The sequence below is a fragment of the uncultured Roseibium sp. genome (assembly GCF_947494555.1).
In the GTDB taxonomy this organism is placed as follows: Bacteria; Pseudomonadota; Alphaproteobacteria; order Rhizobiales; family Stappiaceae; genus Roseibium.
In genome coordinates this window covers 280,570-302,594 of the sequence record NZ_CANLVF010000006.1, presented here as the reverse complement: position 1 = coordinate 302,594, position 22,025 = coordinate 280,570, and the positions used below count along the sequence as shown (strand labels likewise).

Sequence of the window (22,025 nt, the reverse complement as noted above, 5' to 3'; positions counted from 1 at the left end):
GGCGGCATTCACCCGTTCAATTGCGCATCGAAGGCGGCAACTTCCTGTTCCACCGCGGTGATGATCGATTCAGGGACCGGCATCAGCGAACCGTCCGGATCGGTGTATTTGGGTGTCGCCGCCAGAAGAGCCTGAGAATATGCGTGCGCGGGTGCTTCGAAGAAGGCGCGAACGTTCGTGTCCTCGATTACCTTGCCTGCATAAAGAACCGTCAGCGTCTGGCTGACCTTGGAAACGACGCCGAGATCATGCGTTACGAAGAGCAGTGCCGTCTGGTGGCGTTCCTGCATTTCCCGGATCAGTTTGAGGATTTGTTTTTGCACCGTCACGTCGAGCGCAGTTGTCGGTTCGTCTGCAATGATGAGCTTTGGTTCGGCTGCAAAGGCGGAGGCGATCAGGATGCGCTGCCGCATGCCGCCGGATAACTCGTGCGGATAGGATTTCATGACGCGGCCGGGGTCCTGAATGTGGACTTCGTCGAGCAATTCCAGAGCACGCGCTTCGGCCTTCGGCCGCTTCCAGCCCAGAATATCGACAAGCCGGTCTATGATCTGCGGGCCGATCCTGCGGGACGGATTGAGTGCGGTGAGCGGATCCTGCGGGATCAGCGCGGCCTTTGCGCCGATACGTTCCCGCCGTGCTTTCGGCGGCAAGGTCAGAAGGTCCTCACCGTCGAGCAGGATTTTGCCTCCGGTGAGCCGGGCAGCGCGTGGCAGGATACCGAGCACGGCCTTGCCGATCATGCTCTTGCCGGCGCCGCTCTCCCCGACAAGTGCACGAACCTCGCCGGCCTCAACCTCAAGCGAGACCTTGCGCAGCAGTGGCACGCCGTTTTTAAGCCGGACCGTCAGGTCTTTAATCGCGAGGTAGCTCATCGCAGCACCGGATCGAAATAGTCTTTCAGGCCCTCACCAAGTTGGGAAAAGCTGAGCACTGTCAGGAAAAGCGCAAAGAGCGGAAACACAAGCACCCACCAGGCCTGGTAGATCGATGTACGCCCCTCGGCGATCATACCGCCCCAGGTTGGCTGGTCGGTCGATATGGAAAGGTTCACGAAACTCAGGATGGCCTCGACGATCACCGCGATCCCCATCTCCAGCGTCAGCAGGGCGACGATCGTGGGCAGCACATTGGGGAGAATTTCCGCAAGTGCTATCCCGAGCCGGCTGCGTCCGGCGACCTGAGCCGAGGCCACATAGTCCATTGCACCCTGGCTCATTGCTTCTGCGCGTACAACCCGGGAAAAGCGCGTCCAGTCGATGACGACAATCGCGATGATAATCGAGGTCAGGCCGGTTCCCAGAACCGCAATGAGGAGGATCGCAAAGAGGACCGGCGGAAAGGCCATCCAGATGTCGACCAGGCGAGAGATCACAAGATCAGCCCATCCGCGGTAGTAACCGGCAATCAGCCCGAGCGTTGCACCGACGAGACAGGTAAGCGTCCCGGCAACGAGCGCGACAGTCAGGGCAAGCCGCGCCCCGTAGAGCATCCGGCTGAGCAGATCGCGTCCAAGCGAGTCCGTCCCAAGAAGATAGGCGGGATCAGCTCCCTGTTCCCAGAAGGGCGGAAGCCGCGCCGCGAACAGGTCCTGTTCCAGCGGGTCGTGCGGACTGATCATCGGGGCAAAGATCGCCGCAAGCACCAGCAGCAGAAGCCAGCCTCCGCTCAACCACAGACGCAGGCCGGGCAAACGGCGGATTTGTCCTCGCGCATCAGGCATGGCGCAGCCTCGGATTAAGAGCAGCGTATGTCATGTCTACCAGCAGATTGACGAGCGTGAAGAGCAGCGCGAACACCAGCACGATGCCCTGGATCAGCGGCAGGTCGCGGTTGATGACCGCATCGATGGCCATGTTCCCCAGTCCCTCATAGGAAAACAGGCGTTCGATGATGACCGTGCCGCCGATCAGGAACGTGAATTGAACGCCGATAAGCGTCAGTGTCGGCAGGATGGCGTTCGGCAACGCGTCACGTGTGATGATCGACGTTTCCGAATACCCCTTGGTGCGCGCAAGCGTGATGTAGTCATCGTGCATGCACTCTTTCAGCGATTGCTTCAGCAGCTGCAAAATGATCGCCGCAAGCGGAATCGCGAGCGCGATTGCAGGCAGTAGCATGTGCCCGAGCAGATCGAGAACGACGTCGAAGCGCAAGCGGACCAAAGCTTCGAGCAGATAGAAGTTGGACTGGAAGTCGAAACCGAGAGACGGCGACACCCGTCCGGAAATATGGAAGATCGGCCAGACGACGCCCAGGACCAGGATAAGTGCAAGGCCCCAAAGGAAATCCGGCAGTGACAGCGCGACGCCGCCGGCAACGTCGATACCGCCTTCGACTTTGGTGCCCCGGTACAACGTAGCCGTGAGCGCCGCCGTTCCGCCAAGTGCGATCGCGATCACGAGCGCCATCAGCGAGAGTTCCAGTGTTGCCGGCAACCGCCCGGTCACAAGGTCGAACACGGGTTGGCGGGACGTGATGGACGTTCCGAAATCCCCTTGCAGCACGTTGACGAGCCAGATCCAGAACTGTTCCGGGATGCTCTTGTCGAGGCCGTAAAGCGTTTTCAGGCGATCGATATCCGCCTCCGTCGCACCGGGCGGCAGCATCATGGCGATCGGATTGCCCGGAACGATACGGATCACGACAAAAACGATAATAGCCGCCCCCAAAAGAGTGACCAGTGTTGTCGCAAAGCGCGTCAGCAGTGCACGCACGAATGGCATGTGACGAAAATTTACCCTTCAACTCGGAAAAAGAGCCGCCGCAGCACCCTAAGGAGCAAGCAAGCTGGGTACTGCGGCGAAGGCGAGCCGGTTTTTCCGGCTTAGGAACGAGTCATCAGGTGCGGCAGGAGAGCGCCCGATGCATGTGGCGTGACCTTTACCTGATCGCTGTGCAGGATGGGTTGCACATACTGGATCAACGGCAGCACAAGAGCGTTGTCGGCGATGAACTTGTCGACTTCCTTCCAGCCCGCGATGCGTTTTTCCTCGTCTGCTTCTCCCCACAGCGGCAGGATCTTCTGCATGAGGTCCTCGCCGTCCCAGACGGAGTGTGGTGACGGACCGAACATGGCGAAGCCGGTGGATGTCGTCGGATCGCCGATAGCGTTGCCCCAGTTGTAGAAGGCAGCCGGAGCCAGCTGGTCGGCGGCCCGCAACTCAAAGTGCTTGGCGATCTCGTACACCTCGATTTCAGCCTCGATACCGACTTTGCGCCACAGACCGACGATCACCTGGATTATCTCGTAGTCCTTGGGCTTGAACCCGCGTGTCGTCTGGATCTTGAACGTGACCGGATTGTCGGGCCCGTAACCGGAAGCGGCCAGAAGCTCCTTGGCCTTTTCCGGATCGTAAGGAACGGTGACCGAGGGATCGTAAGCCGTGTAGTCGGGCGTTTGCAGCGTATCGATGGCAACGCCGTAACCGGACAACAGCCGCTCGATGATCGTTTCCTTGTCGATGGCATGGGCAAGGGCCATGCGCACGTTCGGATCGTTCATCGGCTCGACATCATTGAGGAAAATCATGCCGATGTCGGAGATCGGGGCGGCGGTGCCGACGATGCCGTCCTGTTCTTTCAGCCGGTCGAACTCTTCATACGGCATTTCCAGAGTGACGTGCGCGTTGCCCGAACTGACTTCGAACGTGCGGCTGGAAGCATCGGTCACGAACTTGATCGTGACAGTCTTGAACTCCGGAGCCCCGCCCCAGTAGTTCTCGTTGGCTTTCAGGCGCACAAACGCGTTGCGCTCAAAATTGTCGACCATGTAGGGACCGGTTCCGATCGGGTTTGCCTCAAACCCTTCCGCACCGACTTCCTCATAGTATTTTTTCGGCAGGACATACCCTGTCAGGAAGCTCATCCACTTGAAGATCGTGGGCTCGTATTCCTTGACGTCTGCGGTCACCCGATTGCCGTCGATCTGGAAATTGCCGATCTTGCCCCAGATGAACTGGATCGGGTTGCCGGTGTCCGGATTGCCGGCCCTTTCGAGAGACCAGACGATATCTTCCGGCGTCAGCGGATCGCCATTGTGCCAGGTGACGCCTTCCCGGATGTCCATCCAGATCTGCGTTTTGTCGTCGTTCCAGCCCCACTCCGTCACGATGCCCGGGCCAAAGCTCAGGTCGGGGTTCTGGTGGATGAACATGTCAAACACCGACTGGTAGATGCCCTGAATGGTTGGGTTCACCGCGGACGGACCGACCGTCGGATCCCAGCTCGGCAGATTGACGTTGTAAGCGATGACAAGCTCGTCGATGTCGCTTGCAAACGCGGGAGTTCCCACGGCAGTCAGCACCCCGCTGGCGGCCGCACTTTTTAAAAGTGTGCGTCTTGAAACCTTCATTGTCCTGTTCCCCGTTTTTACCATTTTGCCGGACGTGTTGTCGTTGTCGCTAACCGGCGAGCTTTTGCGCGAGAAGATATCCGGGCCCGGCTCCCGTGCCTGCTCCCGGCCAGACGGCTGCGCCGGTATGGAACAGGTTCCCCACCGGTGTGCTTCCGTCGGCAAAGCCGCGAACAGGTCTGAACATGAAATGCTGGGTCAGATGGTGACTGCCGCAAATCTGGTCTCCTCCAACCAGATTGGGGTTGTCCGCCTCCAGCATCGCGGGCGTCACAATATGACGGCTCAGGATTTTTGAGCGTGTTCCAGGCGCGTAGCGTTCCAGAATATCGAGAGCCCGCTCCGCGAACGGTTCTGCAGCTGTCTCCCAGTCTTTGGCGGTGATTTGACCCGCCGCGTCGCCCTTGATATCTCCCGGAGCCATCCTGACCTGCAGCCAGAGCACATGTTTTCCCTCCGGCGCGCGGCTCGGATCGACCACCGTCGGCTGACCGCACACGATCACCGGCTCATCAGGCAGAAGGCCGGCCTGCGCTTGCGCATAGGTCCGGGCCATCTGGTCGACATCGGGGGCAAGGTGCACATAGGCGAATTTCTTGAGGTCCGGGCCGGCCTGCCAATCCGGCAGGTCATCAACCGCCAGGTGGATCATCATCGTACCAGGCGCATGGGCGAATTTCTTGAGCCCGGTATCGTAGCGGGCATCCCCGGTCTCCCCGGCGAGTTGCAAAAGGGCCTTGGGCGCGACATTCGCGATGACGGCATTGCGCGCCATGATTTTGCGTCCGTCGGCGAGTTCAATGCCTGTCGCATCGCCGTTTTCGACCAGTATCCGGGCCACTTCCGCGTTGCAGGTCACCGATCCGCCGCGTGCTTCGAGGACAGCGGTCATAGCCGAGATCGCGGAGCCCGCTCCTCCTTGCCCGAGCACCATTCCGAACGCCTGGTTCGCCATACCTTCCAGATATGGAAACAGCGCACCGCCCGCGATATCGGGCGCGAAATCCAGATGCATGCCCCAGGCGGCGAGCAGCGCGCGTACTTTCGGTGACACGAAGGTCTCGTTCAGCCAGGCGCGCGGTGATGACATCAGGAAGCGCGTCAGATCGAGTACGCCGCCTGTGCCTGACTTTCGCCACTCCTTGTAGAGGATATATGCAAATGCACGTTTTTTTGCAGGTGAGCCAAGCAGTCCGACGAGCGGGTCCGCCATGGCTGGAAAGGCACTTGTCAGATCGCGCCAGGCTTTGGCGTCCTCTGCACTGAGAGCCTCGATACGTTTGGCAGTCGTCTCAAGATCGTTGCTGACGCCTAGCCACGTTCCGTCTGGAAACACGGAGGAAAAACAATCGGATGCGGGCGCGAAACTCAATCCGTTCTGCCCCAGCTCATCGCCATATTGCTTGAAGAATGCAGAGCCCGCAAACAAGGAAAGGTTCATCGCGGCCCAGTCGTGACGAAACCCGGGAAGCGTATATTCGCCGGTTTTGACGGCACCGCCCGGCTCTGCTGCACGCTCGAACACGCCAACCTTCCAGCCTTGCGCAGCCAGATGCACGGCGCAGGCCAGACTGTTATGTCCGCTGCCGATGATCACGCCGTCAAGAGTCTCATCCATCGCGCAAGTCCTTGTCCCCCTCAAAATAGATAATTGCAAATACAACTAAATCTGTCTAGCATTCAATTGAGATAACAAGCCGACGGGCCACGAGGCAAAGAGGGAGCGTGAGATGTCAGCAGGAAATGCACTCGGTGAACTGGGGTCGAAGATCCTGTCCGGTGAAGTGGAAGTGGTGGATTGTACGGGCGTATTGGGCCCCGACACGCCGATCATTCAGTTGCCGGCCGATTTTGCCAAGAACACGCCGAAGGTCGAGATTCACAAGATCAGCGAATACGATTCCGATGGGCCGTTTTTCGCCTGGAACTGGATGGTCCTCGGAGAGCATTCCGGAACGCATTTCGATGCTCCGCACCACTGGATAACCGGCAAGGATTATGAGGACGGTTTTACCGATACGCTGAACGTTCAGCGCCTCGTTGCACCGGTCAACGTGATCGACTGTTCAAAGGAAAGCGCGGATAACGCCGACTTCCTGCTGACGGCCGATCTGATCAAGGCCTGGGAAGCGGAGCACGGCGAGATCGGGGCAGGAGAATGGGTGCTGATGCGCACTGATTGGGACAACCGCGCGCATGATGAGAACCTGTTCCTGAACACTGACGAAACCGGCCCGCACAGCCCAGGACCGACACCGGACGCGATCGAATATCTGTTGTCGAAGAAGATTGTTGGCTGGGGAACGCAGTGCATTGGCACCGATGCCGGACAGGCCGGCGGCATGGAACCGCCCTATCCTGCGCACAACCTCTTGCACCGGGACAATTGCTTCGGGCTTGCTTCACTTGCCAACCTGAGCAAGCTGCCGGCAAAGGGCGCGATCCTGATTGCTGCGCCTTTGAAGATCGAACGGGGCACCGGCAGCCCGATCCGTGCACTGGCGCTGGTTCCGCGGGGCTGAGGTCAAGCCGTGTCCGCACCGCATGTGATCATCGGATCAGGTATCAACGCGCTTGTCGCGGCGGCTTTGCTGTCGCGCAAGGGTGAGCCTGTCCTGATGCTGGAACGCTCGGAGCATCTGGGCGGGTGCATGCGGACCGAGGAGGTAACCTTGCCCGGCTTCCATCACGACGTGATGGCTGCCACATTCGTCTTGTTTCTGACGTCACCGGCCTATGGAGAGCTCGCCGAAGACCTCGGTCGCCATGGGCTGGAGTTTTGCCACACGGCAAAACCGACCGCCGTGTTGCGTCCGGATGGCCAGGCTGCCGTCTTGACAATGGACCGTGCGGCAAATGTCGCTGCCTTCGATGGCCTGGAAGCAGGAGACGGGAAGCAGCATGAGAAGGACGTATCAGGAATAGAAGCCGATGCGGAGTTTTTGTTCGCGCTTTTGGGAAGCCCGCTTTGGTCTGGCAAGATGGCGCGGCTTATGGCGAAGCAGGCCTGGAATCGTGGGCTGAACGGACTGAAGACCTGGTTCGGCGAAGCTTTGCAACCCGCGCGTCCCTGGCTCGAACACGGCTATGGCAGTGAAACGGTGCAGGCACTTTGGGCACCTTGGGTGCTGCACACCGGCCTGACACCGGAAAGCACTTATTCGGGACAGATGGGCCGCGTGATCGCATTCGCGCTTGAGGCAGCCGGAGCGCCGGTTGCCAAAGGCGGATCCGGATCGGTGCCCGAAGTGTTTCGAAAGCTTATCGAGGAAAAGGGCGGCAAGATCCGCACCGGCGTCGATGTTGCGCGTATCCGCGTGAAGAATGGCAAGGCCGTCGGCATCGAAACCGCAGACGGTGAAACCATCAAAGCGCAATCCGTCATTGCATCGGTGACGCCAACCCAGCTTCACCAAAGGCTGCTCGGCGACGAACCGGTGCCCGAGCACGCTGAGAGATACAGATACGGCCGTGGCAATTTTCAGCTGCACTATGCATTGAGCGGTGAGCCAGAATGGATCGCTGACGGTCTTGAAGATGTCGCGCTGATTCACCTCACCGATGGCATTGACAGCGTGTCGAAGTCTTCCAACGAAGCCGAACGTGGCCTTCTTCCCGAAACGCCCACGATTTGCGTCGGCCAGCCGCACAGGCTGGATCCGTCGCGCGCACCGGAGGGGAGTGGCATATTATGGCTGCAAATTCCCGATGCGCCGCGAGTGATCAAGGGAGATGCTGCCGGCAAGCTGGAAACGGACCCGGACTGGTCAGAAGCAACGCGCGAGGCATTCGCCGACAGGCTTGAGGCAATCCTTCAAAGGCACATCAGGAACTTCGATCAGATCAAGCTTGCCCGAAAGGCCTATTCGCCAGCGGATCTGGGCAGCATGAACATCAATCTCGTCGGCGGCGACCCGTATGGGGGTGCCTGCAGCATCGACCAGTTTTTCGTCTGGCGCCCGTTCACCCATTCGGTTAACAGCGCCACCACAATCGCGAACCTTCACATGATCGGCGCGTCGACCCATCCGGGTCCGGGCCTGGGGGGAGGCTCCGGCTACAATCTGGCGAAAAGGATGGGCGCATGAAGAACGAAGACGGGCTGGAGCTTATGGAGCAGAATGCCCGGGTCCCGCGTCTCGGCGAAATCGGCCTGGAGAATTTTCCGCCCTACCTGATGAACCGTATCATGGGTCGGTACAACGCTGCTTTGCGCGACGAAATGGCCAAACTGGGGTTGACCACACCGAAAATGCGGGCGCTGGCGGTTCTGTCCGTGCTCGACGGGATACTGATCCGCGATTTGTCGGTCTATGCGGTTGTCGAAACATCGACGCTCAGCCGCGCCCTGGATGCATTGGAACGCGATGGACTGGTGGAGCGTGTGACCGACAGTGAGGACAGCCGCGCAGTGCGGATTCACATGACGACAAAGGGGCGCCAGACGCACGAACTGCTTTGGCCCCATCTGGCAACCGCTTATCAGGAAATGTTCCGCGGGATCAGCGATGCCGATCAGCGAACCTTTGTTGCAACGCTGCAGACCATTTTGAAAAACATTCGCAAACATCCGATTTAGCACCTTGAGAACTGCGCAGGGAGGAGCCGATGGCCGAGAGGTCGTTCAAGGCTGAGGTAGAGCATCTTCGCAAAGGGTCAGGAGACGTCTTCACGGGCGAGGGAATTCTCGCCCTGACCAAGGCGCTTTTGGAAAACGGCGTCGGATATGTCGGCGGCTACCAGGGCGCACCGATTTCCCATCTGATGGACGTTCTGGCGGATGCCCAGGATCTCATGGGCGAACTCGGCGTGCGTTTCGAGGCAAATGCCTCGGAAGCCGCCGCAGCGGCCATGCTTGCAGCCTCGGTGCACTATCCCATACGTGGTGCGGTGACATTCAAGGGATCCGTCGGGGTCAACGTGGCCTCTGACGCACTCGCCAATCTGGCCTCTTCCGGCGTCAATGGCGGTGCACTGGTCATTGTTGGCGAAGACTACGGCGAAGGCTCCTCCATCATGCAGGAGCGGTCCTACGGTTTCGCGATGAAATCGCAGTTCTGGCTGCTCGATCCGCGTCCGAACCTGCCTTCCATCGTCAAGGCGGTCGGAGACGGTTTCGCGCTTTCCGAAGCAAGCAACACGCCCGTCATGCTGATGGTGCGCATTCGCTCGTGCCACGTGACCGGCAGCTTTGAGACCTCGGATAACGTGCCGCCGCCCTTGTCGGTTCAGGACGCTCTCGCCAATCCTCAGCGGGATTTCAAGCGTGTTGTCCTGCCGCCCATGTCCTACGCGCACGAACACGACAAGATCGACAACCGTTGGCCTGCGGCCGAGAAATTCATTCTCGACAACAAGCTGAACGAGCGCTTCGGGCCCGAGAGCGGCAAAGTCGGGATCATGTGTCTCGGCGGCATGTATAATGGCGTCATCCGGGCTTTGCAGAGGCTGGGCCTTGCCGATATCAGCGGCAACACGTCCGTTCCGCTTTATGTGCTCAATGTCACCTACCCGATCGTCAAGTCTGATGTCGTGGACTTCTGCAAGGGCAAGGAAGCTGTGCTTCTGGTCGAAGAGGGGCAGCCGGAATTTATCGAGCAGCAAATCGGTGCCATGCTCTACAAGGAAGGCGCGACCACGCGGCTGGAGGGCAAGGGTATTTTCCCGAAGGCGGGCGAATATACCGGCCAGATCATGTTTGACGGGTTGGAAGCCTTCGTCCGGCAATATGCGCCGGATCTGTTGCCTGCAAAGGTGCTTGCACCGAACACGCCGAAAACCGAATTGCCGGATCTCACCAAGTCGGTTCCAATCCGGCCGCCGGGCTTCTGTACGGGCTGCCCGGAAAGGCCGATTTTTGCGTCGCTCAAACTGGCAGAACAGGAACTCGGGCCCCGCCAGATCACCGGTGATATCGGGTGTCACCTGTTCGCGTGCCTGCCGCCTTTTGAAATCGGCGGATCCACCATGGGTTATGGTCTCGGACCGGCTTCCAACGCCGCTTTCGATGGTGGCGGCGAACACCGTGCGATCTCGATCCTCGGTGACGGCGGCTTCTGGCACAACGGCCTCAGTTCATCGATCGGCAACATGGTGTTCAACAAGTCGGACAGCGTTGCGATAATCGTCGACAACTACTATTCGGCGGCAACCGGCGGTCAGGACGTGCTGTCAAGCCGGGCGCAGAACAGCACCAAGTCGACCAACCACCCGATCTCCAAGGCTCTTGAAGGTGTTGGCGTGGAATGGATCCGGCAAATCGACCGGACTTATGACGTCACCCAAATGCGCGCGGCGATCCGCGAGGCGCTGACAACGGACTACAAGGGTCCAAAGGTCATTGTTGCCTCGTCCGAATGCATGCTCAACCGGCAGAGGCGGGAAAAACCCCTTCGCAACAAAGCGATTGCGGATGGAAAGCGAGTTGAAACGCCGCGCTTCGGCGTCGACCAGGATGTCTGTACAGGGGATCATGCCTGTATCCGCTTGTCCGGTTGCCCTTCTCTGTCTCTCAAAAAACTGGACGATCCTCTCCGGGATGATCCGGTTGCTCATATCGACCAGTCCTGTGTCGGATGCGGCAATTGCGGCGAGGTGGCTGACGCCGCGATCCTTTGCCCCTCCTTTTACGAGGCGAAAGTTGTTCATAATCCAACCGTGTTTGAAACCTGGCTGACGGGACTGCGCAAAAAGGTCATCTCCTGGCTTCAGAACCGCCGCGCGGGCAAACGCCTTACCTTTTCCGGGGAGGCACTTTGATGTCGCTTGCCTTGCCTCTTGATGCCCAGCCGACAGATCCGGCCTTGGAAGGCATCATCAAACTTGCGGTTATGGCGGTCGGCGGTCAGGGCGGCGGTGTCCTGACCAACTGGATCGAGTCTCTGGCCCGGTCTCAAGGTTACCATTGTCAGGCGACAAGCGTCGCCGGCGTCGCGCAGCGTACTGGCGCAACCATCTACTACATTGAGATGGCGCCGGGCGACGTTGCCGCACCGGTCTTTTCTCTGGCACCTGCGGCAGGCGATGTCGACATTGCCATTGCAGCAGAGATGATGGAGGCCGGGCGTGCGATCATTCGCGGCTTCGTAACGCCCGACCGAACCACATTGATCGCGTCTACGCACAGAATGCTCGCGGTCTCGGAAAAAACGGTTCCTGGCGACGGCATGGCGTCTTCCGACGAGGTGCGTGCCGCAGCCGAAGTCGCCTCGCAAAAACTCATTCTTGCCGATATGGACCGGGCAGCGGTCAAGGTCGGCTCGGTCATATCTGCCTCGCTCTTTGGTGCGCTGGCCGGTTCTGAAGCGCTTCCGTTCAAGCGGGAAGCCTTCGAAGAGGCGATCCGGACAGGTGGCAAGGGGGTTGAGGCCAGTCTGCGCGCCTTTGCTGCCGGTTATGATCTCGCGCAAAACGGCGAACCTGCCAAACCGGTGGAAGAGAAGCCCGTCCAGCAGGAAATCGTTGCGCCAAAGGGACCGGCGGACATTCAGTCCGAATGGGCACGTCTGGAAGCGCGCGTCGCAGCTTTGCCGGAAACGGTTCGCGTCATGGCGGCGGCGGGTTTGACAAAGGTCGTCGACTTTCAGGACTGCGCTTATGGATCGGAATATCTGGACCGGTTGGAAGCGCTGGTGAAGGCTGACACGGCCGAGAGGGAATATGAACTGTCGTGCGAAGCGGCGAAGTATATCGCGAACGCCATGGCTTATGACGATGTCATCCGCGTCGCGGATCTCAAGACGCGCCCGCAGCGGTTCGACCGCATCGAGGCCGAGATGGGCGTCGGCAATGACAACGTCATGCATCTGACGGACTATCTGCATCCGCGGGCAGAGGAGATCGTTGGTCTGCTCCCTGAAAAACTGGGCCGGAAAATGGAAAACGATCCGGCCTGGATGAAGCGCATCGATCGCTGGTTCAATCGAGGCCGCCGCCTCAGAACCGACAGTCTGCGCGGTTTTGCTATGCTCTACTTTTTGGGTGGCCTGAGAAACTGGCGGCTGAAAACGCTGCGCCACAAGATGGAGCAGGATCATCTGAATGACTGGCTGCAGATGGTGGCGGGGTATCTGCCGGATCGCTATGGAATGGCCGTCGAGATCCTGCGCTGCAGGCGCCTGATCAAGGGATATTCCGACACGCATGCGCGGGGCCTTTCGAAATTCGACAAGGTTCTCTCCGGTGCGCGCATGGTGGAAGACCGTGAGGACGGCCCGCAATGGGTTGCCCGCCTAAGGGAAGCAGCATTGAAGGATGAAAAGGGCACCGAACTTGATGGTGCTCTGAAGACGGTCGAAAGCTTTACCGGCTGATTTTCAACTGACGTTGAGAGAAGTGCTGAGCACAGACAAGAGTTCGCGTGTCGCGGCTTCTGTGGTTTGGACACCTGGCGAAAGACGCAGTGTTGCACCACGGATATCCGCCGAAAATCCAGCTGCATTCAGATCGGCAAGCGTCTTTGCGGCGCGTTCGCCGGAGAACATGTCGATCATCACACTGCCACCCCGGGAGTCCGCTTTGCGGGGCGAAACGAGATCCAGGTCCAGATCGTTTACTCCCTCGATCAATAGATCGCTGAGCAAGCGATTGTGGTGCAAAAGCGCTCGCTGATCCGAGGCGGCATGCCACTTCAGGGCGGGCACTGTCGCGGCTGCCGGCATGATGCCGGGCGTGCCGTTGTCGAAGCGGCGGATATCCGGCGCATAATCGAATGCTGAAATGTCCCAGTTGAAGGGATTGTCCTGACTGAACCATCCGCACACTTCGGGCCGGCAGACGTCAATCAATTCCGGGCGGACATATAGGATGCCGGCCCCGGGTGTGCCGCACATCCACTTGAGACTGGTGGAGACAACGAAGTCGACCTCAGGATCGCTGACGGAAAAGGGCAGCAGACCGGAGGCTTGTGTAATGTCCACACCGATGATGCTGCCCATCGCGCGTCCATGGCTGACAAGGGCGTCAAGATCGGCCTTGCGCGAGGTCGTCGAACTGACCCATGTGATGAGCGCTAATGCGACATCGCGGTCCCATTCGGCAATCATGTCTTCATCTGAAACCCAGCTCGCACCTTGCCGCGGGTAGACAGTCTGAAGGTCGAAGCCGAGGCGCTCTTGCAGCCGCGACAGAAGGAAGTGGTTTGACGGGAAACAGTCCGAAGCGACCAGAACTTTCCGCCCTCGCAGTTGTTCGGCCGGAAGCGCGGTCAAAAGCATGTGCACGCCTTGCGTGACGCTTTCGCAGGTTGTGACGGATCTTGGTGAAGCGCCGATGAGGCCGCGCCACAGGTCTATGAACTCAGCGCGTTTCCCAAGCATGTAGGTCCATTGCTGATCGTCTGGCGCGCTCCAGACGGCCGCGAGCTCGGCCATGGCATCGCTCAGATCCGCCTCCTTGCCGGGATATTGGCCGATGGAGTGGTATAGAAAATAACCCTCCTTTCGCTCCGTCATGCACCCCTCCAAGGCTCTGGCTGATTGTGGCTTCGTAAGTGTTGACCAATTGGGAAATATTCGTATACAGTTTTTGAATTAGTTCAAGCTTAAAGGAACTGGTTTTAGCCCTTTGAGTACTTCACGAGATGAATTCAGTCGGGTGATGGCTGAGTTTCTGTATACGATTTTTGCTGTATCAGGTGACCGAGGAGGGAGATATCGCAGGTTTGACATCCGCTCCAACACCCTCACCGAGCACGAGCGTGCAGATCCATGATGTCCTGATGGGCCGCATCCAGAAAGGCGACATTGCTCCGCAGGAACGGTTGGTGGACACCGCCGTGGCAGCGGAATTCGGCGTTTCGCGCATGCCTGCACGCGACGCGCTCATGCGCCTTGCCCATGAAGGATATCTGGAGCAGACGACCAAAGGATTTGTGCTTCCCAGAATTGATCACCGGGAAATACTCGAGATTTTTGATCTGCGGCGCTTGCTCGAACCGCGAGCGGCGGCACTGGCGGCGCAGGATCTTTCCGATGATGAATTGGCCGATCTGGACAAGGTTCTTAAAAGTGCCCGCGCTGCGATGGCGGCCAAAGATCAGGAGAAGCTGTTCAGGGCTTGCGAGATTTTCCGCAATGGCTGGATCAGCGCCGTTTCGAACTCATCGCTGCGCAAGACGTTGCAACGCTACATGACGCAAGTGCAGGCGGTTCGCATGATGACCTTCGCCGATTCCGCCAATCACCCGGTCATCGTAGAGGGCAACACGCGCCTTTATGAAGCGTTTCGCAGCCGGGACGCCGTTGCCGCCTCTGATCGTATCCTGCGCTTCGTTTTTGACGGTGAAGCCGCTTACCTCGCCGCGCATGAATATCTGCAGGCGGAAAAAAGCGCTCGAAAGGCCGGTTGAAAAGATGGGCGCACAACGAGGATTGACGGGCAGCAGATGATGGAAACGAGAGCAGAAGTACGGCTTCCAACCAACGACCTCGGTGGAGACCTGCCCTTTTTCACCAAAACGCTGAAAATGCGGCTGGACATGATCTATCCTGCCGACAGCCCGGAAATTGCTGTATTTTCCGGCCATGGACTGAGAGTGCGTGTTGAAAAAGATGCTCCGGACGCACCCGGAACGCTGCGGATTCTCACCGGTGACCCCGATGAATTCGCGGCGGGCGAACGGCTCCTCGTTTCACCGGGCGGCACTCGGGTCGAAATTGACGAATTGAATCCACCGCTCGTCCTTCCGGAAACACAGCATGCCTTTGTTGTACGCAGGCTCGCCGATCAGGCGCCCTGGGTGATTGGCCGCGCGGGAATGGAATACCGCGATCTTGTCCCCACACGGCTTGGCGGTGCGATGATCGCGTCTCACATCCGCGTACCTGATGGCCCGGTGCCTGACATGGTGCATTTCCACAAGGTCGGCTTCCAGCTGATCTTCTGTGTGCGGGGTTGGGTGGATGTCCTCTATGAGGATCAGGGAGGCATACGCCGGCTGACGGCAGGCGACTGTTTTATCCAGCCTCCGGAGATCCGGCATCGTGTGATGCACGCTGCGGACGGCATTGAGGTGATCGAAATCGGCGTTCCGGCCGAGCACATCACCGAGATCGACCACGAGATGGAACTGCCGACGCCGGTCGAGCGGCCGGACAGGGAATGGCAAGGCCAGAAATTTGTCCATAACCTGGCAAAAGACGCTGCCTTTGAGCCGTTTCGCATTCCGGGCTTCGAGGCGCGTGACACGACGATCTGCGACAACACCAAAGGGGTGGCATCTGTTATGGTAGCGCGTCCCACCGGAGATATGTCACCGTGGACGCGGCACGACTGCGATATTCTGTTCAACTTTGTGCTGGCAGGCGAAATGACACTCGAGGGCGAAGACAAAGACCCTTACCGCCTGTCTGCCGGAGACGCCTTCGTGGTCCCGCCGAAGATGGCGACGCGATACGCGGGCGCAACGACCGACCTTCAGCTGCTTGAAGTCAGCCTGCCGGGCCGGTTTGAAACCGAGGTTCTAAGCCCGTCAGGGAGGTAACGAACGGGTACCTTGGACAAATGAAAAAGCGATGAGGGGAAGTAAGCATGAAGACATTGACGACACTTGCCGCAGCCGCCCTGATGCTGGGCACCAGCTCGCTGGCTTTTGCGGAGACCAAGATCGGGATCCTGATGGACATCACGGGTCCGATCGCCAACTTCATTCCGCCGCTGCAGAATGCCGCGAACCTGGCCGTCAAACACGTCAATGACCAGGGCGGATTGCTGGGAGGCGAAGTGGTCGCGGTCTACGGCGATACCACGGGCACGGCGCAAGGTGCGGTCGACGCCGCACAGAAGCTGGTCAATATCGAAAACGTGCCAATTGTCATGGGGTCGCTGATGTCCGGCACGACGATTGCAGCGGCAGAAGCGGCCATTATCCCGGCAGGCGTTGCCCAGATTTCGCCGACCGCAACGTCTCCCGCGATGACGGATCTGCAGGACGATGGTCTTGTCTTCCGCATCGTTCCTTCCGACAACTACCAGGGCGAAATCCTCGCCAAGATGGTTCTGGATGAAGGCCTCAACAAGGTCGCGGTTACCTACGTGAACAATGACTACGGCGTTGGTATCGGTCAGACCTTCATGGACGCTTACAAGAAGGCCGGTGGTGAGATCGTTGCAGAGAACAAGCACGAGGAAAAGAAGGATTCCTACCGGTCTGAGCTGGCAAGTCTTGCAAAGGACGACGCGGAAGCCCTGGTCGTCATCGCCTATGCGGGTGACAGCGGCGGCAAGATCGTCAGGCAGTCAATTGAGGGTGGCCTCTTCGACAAGTTCGTCGGCACTGACGGCTTGCGGGACGAACTCCTGATCCAGAACGTTGGCGCTGATGCGCTGAAAACGTCATTCTTCTCCTCCCCGACGTCGCCAGCCGAAAATCCGGCCCAGAAAACGCTGCATGACGCCTTCAACGCCGAATATGGCGAAGGTGCGGACAAGGCGTTTGTGGACCAGACCTACGACGCAACGTTCCTTGCACTGCTGGCAATCGAAAAGGCCGGGTCGACCGACCGGGCCAAGATGGCACAGGCGCTTCGTGACGTCGCGATGGCTCCGGGCGAGAAAGTCGGGCCAGGCGAATGGGAAAAGGCCGTTGCCCTCATCAAGGAAGGCAAGGACATCGACTATGATGGCGCCAGCGGGAATGCCGAATTCGACGACAATGGCGATGTCGGCGGTTTCATCGGCAAATTCGTTGTCGATGGCGACGGCTACAAGCAGACCGCGATTGTCGAATAAGCTTTCGGAGCGTGATTCAACTTGACAAGATCTGCGTCGATTTCGGCGGTTTGCGGGCGGTTGACCATGCAAGCTTCGAGATCGGCGCAGGCCGCATAACCGGTCTGATCGGACCCAATGGTGCGGGCAAGACAACGGCGTTCAATGTCATTGCCGGAGCAGTCCGGCCGACCTCGGGGCGCGTGCTATTTGACGGGCGGGATATCACCGGCCTGAAGCCTTACCAGCGGGCAGAGGCGCGCCTCGCGCGAACCTTTCAGATCCCGCACGAATTCTCCAGGCTCTCCGTCCTTGAAAACCTGATGGCGTCGGCTGATGCGCCGGACGGTGAGAACGTCCTTAATGTCGTATTCCGGCGCGGCAGCTATTCGGCGGAAGAGCGGCGGATCTACGAGACCGCACGTGAAACCGTCCGTCTGCTCGAACTGGAGCATGTGATCGACGAAAAGGCCGGCAACCTCTCTGGCGGTCAAAAAAAGCTTGTTGAACTCGGCCGTGCGCTGATGCGGGATCCGAAGATTATCCTGCTTGACGAGATCGGAGCGGGGATCAACAGGACACTGCTTGGAAAACTGGCCGACAAGATCCTGATGCTGAACAAGGAACGGGATCTCACTTTCTGTCTTATTGAGCATGATCTCGACTATGTCTCCAGGCTGTGTGACCACGTTCTTGTGATGGCGCAGGGAGCCTTGCTGACAGAGGGAACAGTTGAAGAGGTCAGGCAGGATGAACGCGTGATCGAAGCCTACTTCGGTGGTGGAAAATATGAGGCCCGTCTATGACCGAGCAGCTTTCCGTTGAGGGGCTGACGGCAGGATATGGCGGCCCTCCGATCATCGAGGAGATTTCGCTCAGCGTAGAACCGGCGGAAATAGCCGTGATCCTGGGCCCGAATGGTGCGGGCAAGTCGACCCTCCTGAAGTCGATTTTCGCGCTCACACATGTCGCCGCCGGTTCCATCAGGCTTGGCGAACGGGAACTGATCGGCTGCAAGACGTCTGCGCTTGTGCCGCTCGGCGTTTCAGCAGTGCCGCAGAGCAAGAATGTCTTCCCCTCCATGACGGTGGCTGAAAATCTTGATGTCGGAACATATGCCGCGCCACCGCATGACAAGAAAGCGACCCTCGGCAAGGTGCTGGCGCTCTTTCCCGACCTCAACGGCAAGCTTGGGCAGCCCGCTGGCGAACTGTCGGGCGGGCAGAGGCAGATGGTCGCCATGGGCCGTGCGCTGATGAGCGATCCGAAGCTTGTTCTTCTGGACGAACCGACGGCCGGACTGTCTCCCGCCTACCTGGAGCGGATTTTCGATTTGCTCCTCGATATCCGTAAAACCGGAATCACGATCCTGATGGTCGAACAGAACGCGCGCCAGGCGCTTCAGATTGCCGATCACGGGCATATCCTGGTCAACGGCCGCAACCACATCAGCGGGACCGGACAGGAGCTGCTGGCCGATGAAGACGTCCGCCGCCTCTTTCTGGGAGGTGCCGCCGGATGACGGAGTTCGTCAATTTCTACCTCTTTCCAGCCCTGACAATCGGCAGCATTTATGCATTGGGCGCCGTCGGTATCTCGATGATCTTCGGCATCTTGCGCTTTGCCCATTTCGCCCACGGCGACCTGATGACACTTGGGGCCTACGGAATTCTTGCCGCTGCCGCGCTCATGCCGGTGAATCCTCTCTTGCTGATTCCCTTCGGCATGGCCTTGACGATATTCGCAGCGCTCTTTGTCGACCGGTTTTTTTACAAACCGCTCAGGGACCTGCCCACGATCTACACCGTCATTTCATCCTTCGGCATCGCACTGGTCTTCCGCTCGCTGATCCAGCTTGTCTGGGGATCGGAGAACCAGGTCCTCGTTGCCGGCGTTCGCCCGCCGCTGGTTCTGTTCGACACGTTTCGCGTTTCGGTTCTTCACCTGCAGGCGATCGTGGTGACAGCGGTCATCGCCGTACTGTTGCATTTTTTCCTGACCGCGACGAAAACCGGCCGCTCCATGCGCGCCGTTGCCGATGATCCCGAACTCGCCGAAGTCTCGGGGCTCGATACGGCGAAAGTCGTGCGCTGGACATGGATCATCGGTGCGGCGCTCGCCGCTATTGCCGGAGCGTTCGCGGCACTCAACACATCAGCCCACCCGAACCTCGGTTGGAACCTGCTGTTGCCCATGTTCGCAGCGGCAGTTCTTGGCGGGATCGGCAAGCCAATGGGGGCGATGGCAGGTGGTTTCATCATCGGCATGGCGGAAGAACTGTCGTCCTATCACTGGATTGGCGATGACGCGTTGATTTCGCCTTCTTACAAGACGGCAGTCGCCTTTATAATCATGATCGCTCTTTTGATTTTCCGCCCGCAGGGCCTCTTCAAGGGGAGGTTGTTGTAGTGGAGCTGACCGGTCTTTTCTTTTACGTCGTCAGCCTTCTGATCCTGGGCGGCATCTACGCATTGCTGTGCCTTGCCCTCAACGTTCAGTGGGGTATGGGCGGATTGTTCAATGCGGGCATCGCTGGCTTTTACGGGGTCGGCGCTTACACTTCCGCGATCCTGGCGACCGCGTCCTCCGGCAGGCATCTTGGTGGCTTCTCCATGCCCGTCCCAATCGGACTGCTCGGTGCCGCAATCGTTGCGGGTCTGACCGGCTGGGCAGTTGCGCGGATCTGCGTGCGGCTGAAAAGCGACTATCTCGCCATGGCGTCCATCGGCATTGCCGAGATCCTGCGGCTTGTCTTCGTCAATGAGAGCTGGCTGACCAACGGCAGTCTCGGGATATCGAGAATCCCGCGGCCCTTTGCGGACTTCACAACGGGACGCATGTCGGACGTCGCCTTTCTGGGCTTTGTCTGGATGATTGTTTTGCTTGTCTATGTTGCGACGACGCGTCTCTATGACAGTCCCTGGGGCCGCAGTTTGCGCGCTATCCGGGACAACGAGAACTCGGCCGCTGCGGCGGGAAAGAATGTCGAGAAATTCCGCGTCCAGACCTTTGTGATCGGCTGCGCCGTCATGGGCATTGCAGGCGGTCTTTCAGCGCATTACTTCCGCTTCCTGTCTCCGACGGCAACCGACCCGCTGCTGACGACATTCCTTGTCTGGGTCATGCTGATGGCAGGTGGTTCCGGGAACAACAGGGGGGCAATCCTGGGAGCCTTGAGCATCTGGACAATCTGGTCCGTCACGGAAATATTCACCAATCGCCTGCCGCCGGAATGGGCGACCCGCAGCTCCTTCATCCGCATGCTGCTTGTCGGCCTCCTGCTCCAGGTTGTCCTGCAACGGTTCCGGGCAGGGCTCTTGCCCGAGAAGTCACCGGCGGTGAAATTCCGGAAAGATTAAGCGGAGGAAATCAGCGATGGAATTTGGAGCTTCGCCGCGAACTCTTGTTCTGGCTGCTTGCCTGGATGCCGGGGCGACGCGGCACATGACGCGTCGTTCGTGACGTGCGCCTGGTCTTTTGGAATTGCAACATGGCGCTGCACCGCAAGGCGGATGCCTTGCTGTCAGAGCGGCCGGACATTGCCGTGATATCGGAATGCGCACACCCGGATATTTTGGCAAAACGCGGTGAAACCGCTCTGGCTGCCTGCTCGACACTCTGGATGGGAACAAACCCAAATAAGGGCCTGGGTGTCTTTGCTTTCAACGATTACAAAGTCACGCGTTTTGAGCCGTTCTTTCCGACGCTTCGTTTCATCCTGCCCCTTAGGGTCAACGGACCACGCGCGTTCAATCTGATTGCCGTCTGGGCACAAAACGCCAGCGCCGGCGTTACCCGCAAGCACCAGAGCGGACCGCTCCGCCGGGCGTTTGGCAAGTACCGCGACTTCATAACCGCCGGCCCGACCGTGATTGGCGGCGACTGGAACAGCAACAAGATCTGGGACAAGCCGGGCTGGCGCATCAATCACATGGCCAAGGTGGAAATCCTGGATGGAATGGGTTTGCGCAGCGCTTATCACGCGGTGACTGGCGAGCGGCAAGGTGAAGAAACAACGCCGACGCACTATTGGCGCGACCGGCGGATCGACGGCCCGACCTATCATATCGATTTCGTCTTCGCGCCGAAGGACTGGCTGAATGAAATCAGGGAATTCTCGGTCGGAACCTTTGACGACTGGGTGGGAAACGGCCTGAGCGATCATGTTCCGATCACGATCGAGTTCTGAGCCTCGCGCGTATTATTTCGGGCTGAACAGCAGTTTCAGATAGGTTCGGAACAGCATGATCTGCTCGGACGCATTGTTGTGTTCGCGCAGCGCACGCTGCAACACGAGGCCTCCTTCGACGACGCCCGACACCATGTCGCCGAGCGCATCGAGGTTGACCTCCTCGCGCGGCTCATAAATCTCCGCGATTTCCTCGAACATGCCGCGAAACCGCTTGCGCCAGCCAAGTATCGCCTGCCGGTTCAACTCCCGGACGCCGTCGTCGAACAGCCTGTCCTGATAGGCGGTCGAGGCGATCACGCATCCGGGATGCCCGGTCGGCATTTCCTCCAGCATTTCAGCCAGCAGTTTCAGCCCGATGAGCATGCAATGGAATGGATCGTCGTTGAGTTCCCGGGCACGCGCAAAGAGATCGTCGTAAAGCGCGTTCTCGACCTCGATGTACCGTTCCAGCATGGCGCGGGCGAGCGCATTCTTGTCCTTGAAATGATAGAAGAAACCGCCTCGCGAAATCTCGGCACCGGCAACGATTTCCTCGATTGAGGTGGCCTCGAAGCCTTTTTCCAGCACGGCGGCTTCCGCGATATCGAGGATCCTGCTGCGTGTGTCGGTTTTGCCGGTCAATGCCGTCCCCCACTGTACCGTGAGTCCAGTTGACGCTCCTCCATCCGAGGCCCTTCAGCGGCAACATCTCCTTAAATACTGAAAATAAAGCGGAAAATGAATTCCCGCAACCGGACCACGCGACCACTACCGGCCGGACGCCGCCACGCA

Annotated in this window: 20 protein-coding genes; 13 read left to right on the top strand and 7 right to left on the bottom strand. The window is 59.1% G+C overall.

Translation table 11 applies throughout. The annotated features are described in order from the left end of the window. Positions 1–8: 8 nt before the first annotated feature. From Q0915_RS26380 to Q0915_RS26360, 5 genes are all read right to left on the bottom strand, one after another. Positions 9–875 carry an ABC transporter ATP-binding protein gene (locus Q0915_RS26380; protein ID WP_299483716.1) on the bottom strand — a complete coding sequence of 289 codons (867 nt, stop codon included), beginning with the start codon at positions 873–875 and terminating at the stop codon, positions 9–11. Beyond that, positions 872–1,723, bottom strand: coding sequence for an ABC transporter permease (locus tag Q0915_RS26375; protein WP_299483715.1), 852 nt, complete (start codon positions 1,721–1,723; stop codon positions 872–874). Before Q0915_RS26375 ends, Q0915_RS26380 begins: the two co-directional genes overlap by 4 nt. Further along, a complete protein-coding gene (locus tag Q0915_RS26370; protein ID WP_299483714.1) occupies positions 1,716–2,726 on the bottom strand; it encodes an ABC transporter permease in 1,011 nt (336 codons plus the stop codon). Before Q0915_RS26370 ends, Q0915_RS26375 begins: the two co-directional genes overlap by 8 nt. A gap of 101 nt (positions 2,727–2,827) precedes the next feature. Further along, positions 2,828–4,354 carry an ABC transporter substrate-binding protein gene (locus Q0915_RS26365; protein WP_299483713.1) on the bottom strand — a complete coding sequence of 509 codons (1,527 nt, stop codon included), beginning with the start codon at positions 4,352–4,354 and terminating at the stop codon, positions 2,828–2,830. Between the two features lie 49 nt (positions 4,355–4,403). Further along, the gene (locus tag Q0915_RS26360) at positions 4,404–5,972 is read right to left on the bottom strand and encodes an NAD(P)/FAD-dependent oxidoreductase (RefSeq protein ID WP_299483712.1); all 1,569 of its coding nucleotides are present in this window, start codon (positions 5,970–5,972) and stop codon (positions 4,404–4,406) included. Between the two features lie 112 nt (positions 5,973–6,084). Between Q0915_RS26360 and Q0915_RS26355 the strand changes: the two genes are divergently transcribed. The 5 genes from Q0915_RS26355 to Q0915_RS26335 are packed head-to-tail and all read left to right on the top strand — an operon-like array spanning position 6,085 to position 12,666. Beyond that, positions 6,085–6,876, top strand: coding sequence for a cyclase family protein (locus Q0915_RS26355; RefSeq protein ID WP_299483711.1), 792 nt, complete (start codon positions 6,085–6,087; stop codon positions 6,874–6,876). A gap of 9 nt (positions 6,877–6,885) precedes the next feature. Beyond that, positions 6,886–8,442, top strand: coding sequence for an NAD(P)/FAD-dependent oxidoreductase (locus Q0915_RS26350; RefSeq protein WP_299483710.1), 1,557 nt, complete (start codon positions 6,886–6,888; stop codon positions 8,440–8,442). After that, a complete protein-coding gene (locus Q0915_RS26345; RefSeq protein ID WP_299483709.1) occupies positions 8,439–8,933 on the top strand; it encodes a MarR family transcriptional regulator in 495 nt (164 codons plus the stop codon). The genes Q0915_RS26350 and Q0915_RS26345 overlap by 4 nt, the downstream gene beginning before the upstream one ends. A 29-nt stretch (positions 8,934–8,962) precedes the next feature. Beyond that, positions 8,963–11,113 (top strand): indolepyruvate ferredoxin oxidoreductase subunit alpha, encoded by a 2,151-nt coding sequence (locus Q0915_RS26340; protein ID WP_299483708.1) that lies wholly within the window; start codon positions 8,963–8,965, stop codon positions 11,111–11,113. Beyond that, entirely contained in the window at positions 11,113–12,666 is a 1,554-nt protein-coding gene (locus Q0915_RS26335) for an indolepyruvate oxidoreductase subunit beta family protein (protein WP_299483707.1), read from the top strand. Before Q0915_RS26340 ends, Q0915_RS26335 begins: the two co-directional genes overlap by 1 nt. 3 nt (positions 12,667–12,669) lie before the next feature. On the opposite strand, the gene Q0915_RS26330 is transcribed toward Q0915_RS26335, so the two are convergent. After that, positions 12,670–13,806, bottom strand: a complete 1,137-nt coding sequence (locus tag Q0915_RS26330; RefSeq protein ID WP_299483706.1) for an aminotransferase class V-fold PLP-dependent enzyme — start codon at positions 13,804–13,806, stop codon at positions 12,670–12,672. A 209-nt stretch (positions 13,807–14,015) separates the two neighbouring features. On the opposite strand from Q0915_RS26330, the gene Q0915_RS26325 reads away from it, so the two are divergent. From Q0915_RS26325 to Q0915_RS26290, 8 genes are all read left to right on the top strand, one after another. Next, on the top strand, positions 14,016–14,702 hold the full coding sequence (locus Q0915_RS26325; protein WP_299483705.1) for a GntR family transcriptional regulator: 687 nt from the start codon (positions 14,016–14,018) through the stop codon (positions 14,700–14,702). A gap of 39 nt (positions 14,703–14,741) precedes the next feature. Then, positions 14,742–15,836 carry a cupin domain-containing protein gene (locus Q0915_RS26320; RefSeq protein ID WP_299483704.1) on the top strand — a complete coding sequence of 365 codons (1,095 nt, stop codon included), beginning with the start codon at positions 14,742–14,744 and terminating at the stop codon, positions 15,834–15,836. 47 nt (positions 15,837–15,883) lie between these two features. Then, positions 15,884–17,083: an ABC transporter substrate-binding protein gene (locus Q0915_RS26315; protein WP_299483703.1), complete on the top strand. Its 1,200-nt coding sequence runs from the start codon at positions 15,884–15,886 to the stop codon at positions 17,081–17,083. A gap of 11 nt (positions 17,084–17,094) precedes the next feature. Further along, the gene (locus Q0915_RS26310) at positions 17,095–17,868 is read left to right on the top strand and encodes an ABC transporter ATP-binding protein (RefSeq protein WP_299483702.1); all 774 of its coding nucleotides are present in this window, start codon (positions 17,095–17,097) and stop codon (positions 17,866–17,868) included. Further along, positions 17,865–18,584 (top strand): ABC transporter ATP-binding protein, encoded by a 720-nt coding sequence (locus Q0915_RS26305; protein ID WP_299483701.1) that lies wholly within the window; start codon positions 17,865–17,867, stop codon positions 18,582–18,584. Before Q0915_RS26310 ends, Q0915_RS26305 begins: the two co-directional genes overlap by 4 nt. After that, positions 18,581–19,471: a branched-chain amino acid ABC transporter permease gene (locus Q0915_RS26300; RefSeq protein WP_299483700.1), complete on the top strand. Its 891-nt coding sequence runs from the start codon at positions 18,581–18,583 to the stop codon at positions 19,469–19,471. Before Q0915_RS26305 ends, Q0915_RS26300 begins: the two co-directional genes overlap by 4 nt. Continuing rightward, positions 19,471–20,421, top strand: coding sequence for a branched-chain amino acid ABC transporter permease (locus tag Q0915_RS26295; protein ID WP_299483699.1), 951 nt, complete (start codon positions 19,471–19,473; stop codon positions 20,419–20,421). Before Q0915_RS26300 ends, Q0915_RS26295 begins: the two co-directional genes overlap by 1 nt. Before the next feature lie 131 nt (positions 20,422–20,552). Next, positions 20,553–21,251: a hypothetical protein gene (locus tag Q0915_RS26290; RefSeq protein ID WP_299483698.1), complete on the top strand. Its 699-nt coding sequence runs from the start codon at positions 20,553–20,555 to the stop codon at positions 21,249–21,251. A 12-nt stretch (positions 21,252–21,263) separates the two neighbouring features. Here Q0915_RS26290 and Q0915_RS26285 read toward each other — a convergent pair whose 3' ends face one another. Continuing rightward, positions 21,264–21,875: a TetR/AcrR family transcriptional regulator gene (locus Q0915_RS26285; protein ID WP_299483697.1), complete on the bottom strand. Its 612-nt coding sequence runs from the start codon at positions 21,873–21,875 to the stop codon at positions 21,264–21,266. Positions 21,876–22,025: the final 150 nt, after the last annotated feature.

Bases quoted from the DNA above. Each gene is read 5' to 3' on its own strand.
- Q0915_RS26380 (WP_299483716.1), bottom strand. From the start codon at position 875: ATGAGCTACCTCGCGATTAAAGACCTGACGGTCCGGCTTAAAAACGGC.
- Q0915_RS26360 (WP_299483712.1), bottom strand. From the start codon at position 5,972: ATGGATGAGACTCTTGACGGCGTGATCATCGGCAGCGGACATAACAGT.
- Q0915_RS26315 (WP_299483703.1), top strand. From the start codon at position 15,884: ATGAAGACATTGACGACACTTGCCGCAGCCGCCCTGATGCTGGGCACC.
- Q0915_RS26335 (WP_299483707.1), top strand. From the start codon at position 11,113: ATGTCGCTTGCCTTGCCTCTTGATGCCCAGCCGACAGATCCGGCCTTG.
- Q0915_RS26305 (WP_299483701.1), top strand. From the start codon at position 17,865: ATGACCGAGCAGCTTTCCGTTGAGGGGCTGACGGCAGGATATGGCGGC.
- Q0915_RS26345 (WP_299483709.1), top strand. From the start codon at position 8,439: ATGAAGAACGAAGACGGGCTGGAGCTTATGGAGCAGAATGCCCGGGTC.
- Q0915_RS26290 (WP_299483698.1), top strand. From the start codon at position 20,553: ATGGCGCTGCACCGCAAGGCGGATGCCTTGCTGTCAGAGCGGCCGGAC.
- Q0915_RS26330 (WP_299483706.1), bottom strand. From the start codon at position 13,806: ATGACGGAGCGAAAGGAGGGTTATTTTCTATACCACTCCATCGGCCAA.
- Q0915_RS26355 (WP_299483711.1), top strand. From the start codon at position 6,085: ATGTCAGCAGGAAATGCACTCGGTGAACTGGGGTCGAAGATCCTGTCC.
- Q0915_RS26300 (WP_299483700.1), top strand. From the start codon at position 18,581: ATGACGGAGTTCGTCAATTTCTACCTCTTTCCAGCCCTGACAATCGGC.
- Q0915_RS26370 (WP_299483714.1), bottom strand. From the start codon at position 2,726: ATGCCATTCGTGCGTGCACTGCTGACGCGCTTTGCGACAACACTGGTC.
- Q0915_RS26365 (WP_299483713.1), bottom strand. From the start codon at position 4,354: ATGAAGGTTTCAAGACGCACACTTTTAAAAAGTGCGGCCGCCAGCGGG.
- Q0915_RS26340 (WP_299483708.1), top strand. From the start codon at position 8,963: ATGGCCGAGAGGTCGTTCAAGGCTGAGGTAGAGCATCTTCGCAAAGGG.
- Q0915_RS26375 (WP_299483715.1), bottom strand. From the start codon at position 1,723: ATGCCTGATGCGCGAGGACAAATCCGCCGTTTGCCCGGCCTGCGTCTG.
- Q0915_RS26320 (WP_299483704.1), top strand. From the start codon at position 14,742: ATGGAAACGAGAGCAGAAGTACGGCTTCCAACCAACGACCTCGGTGGA.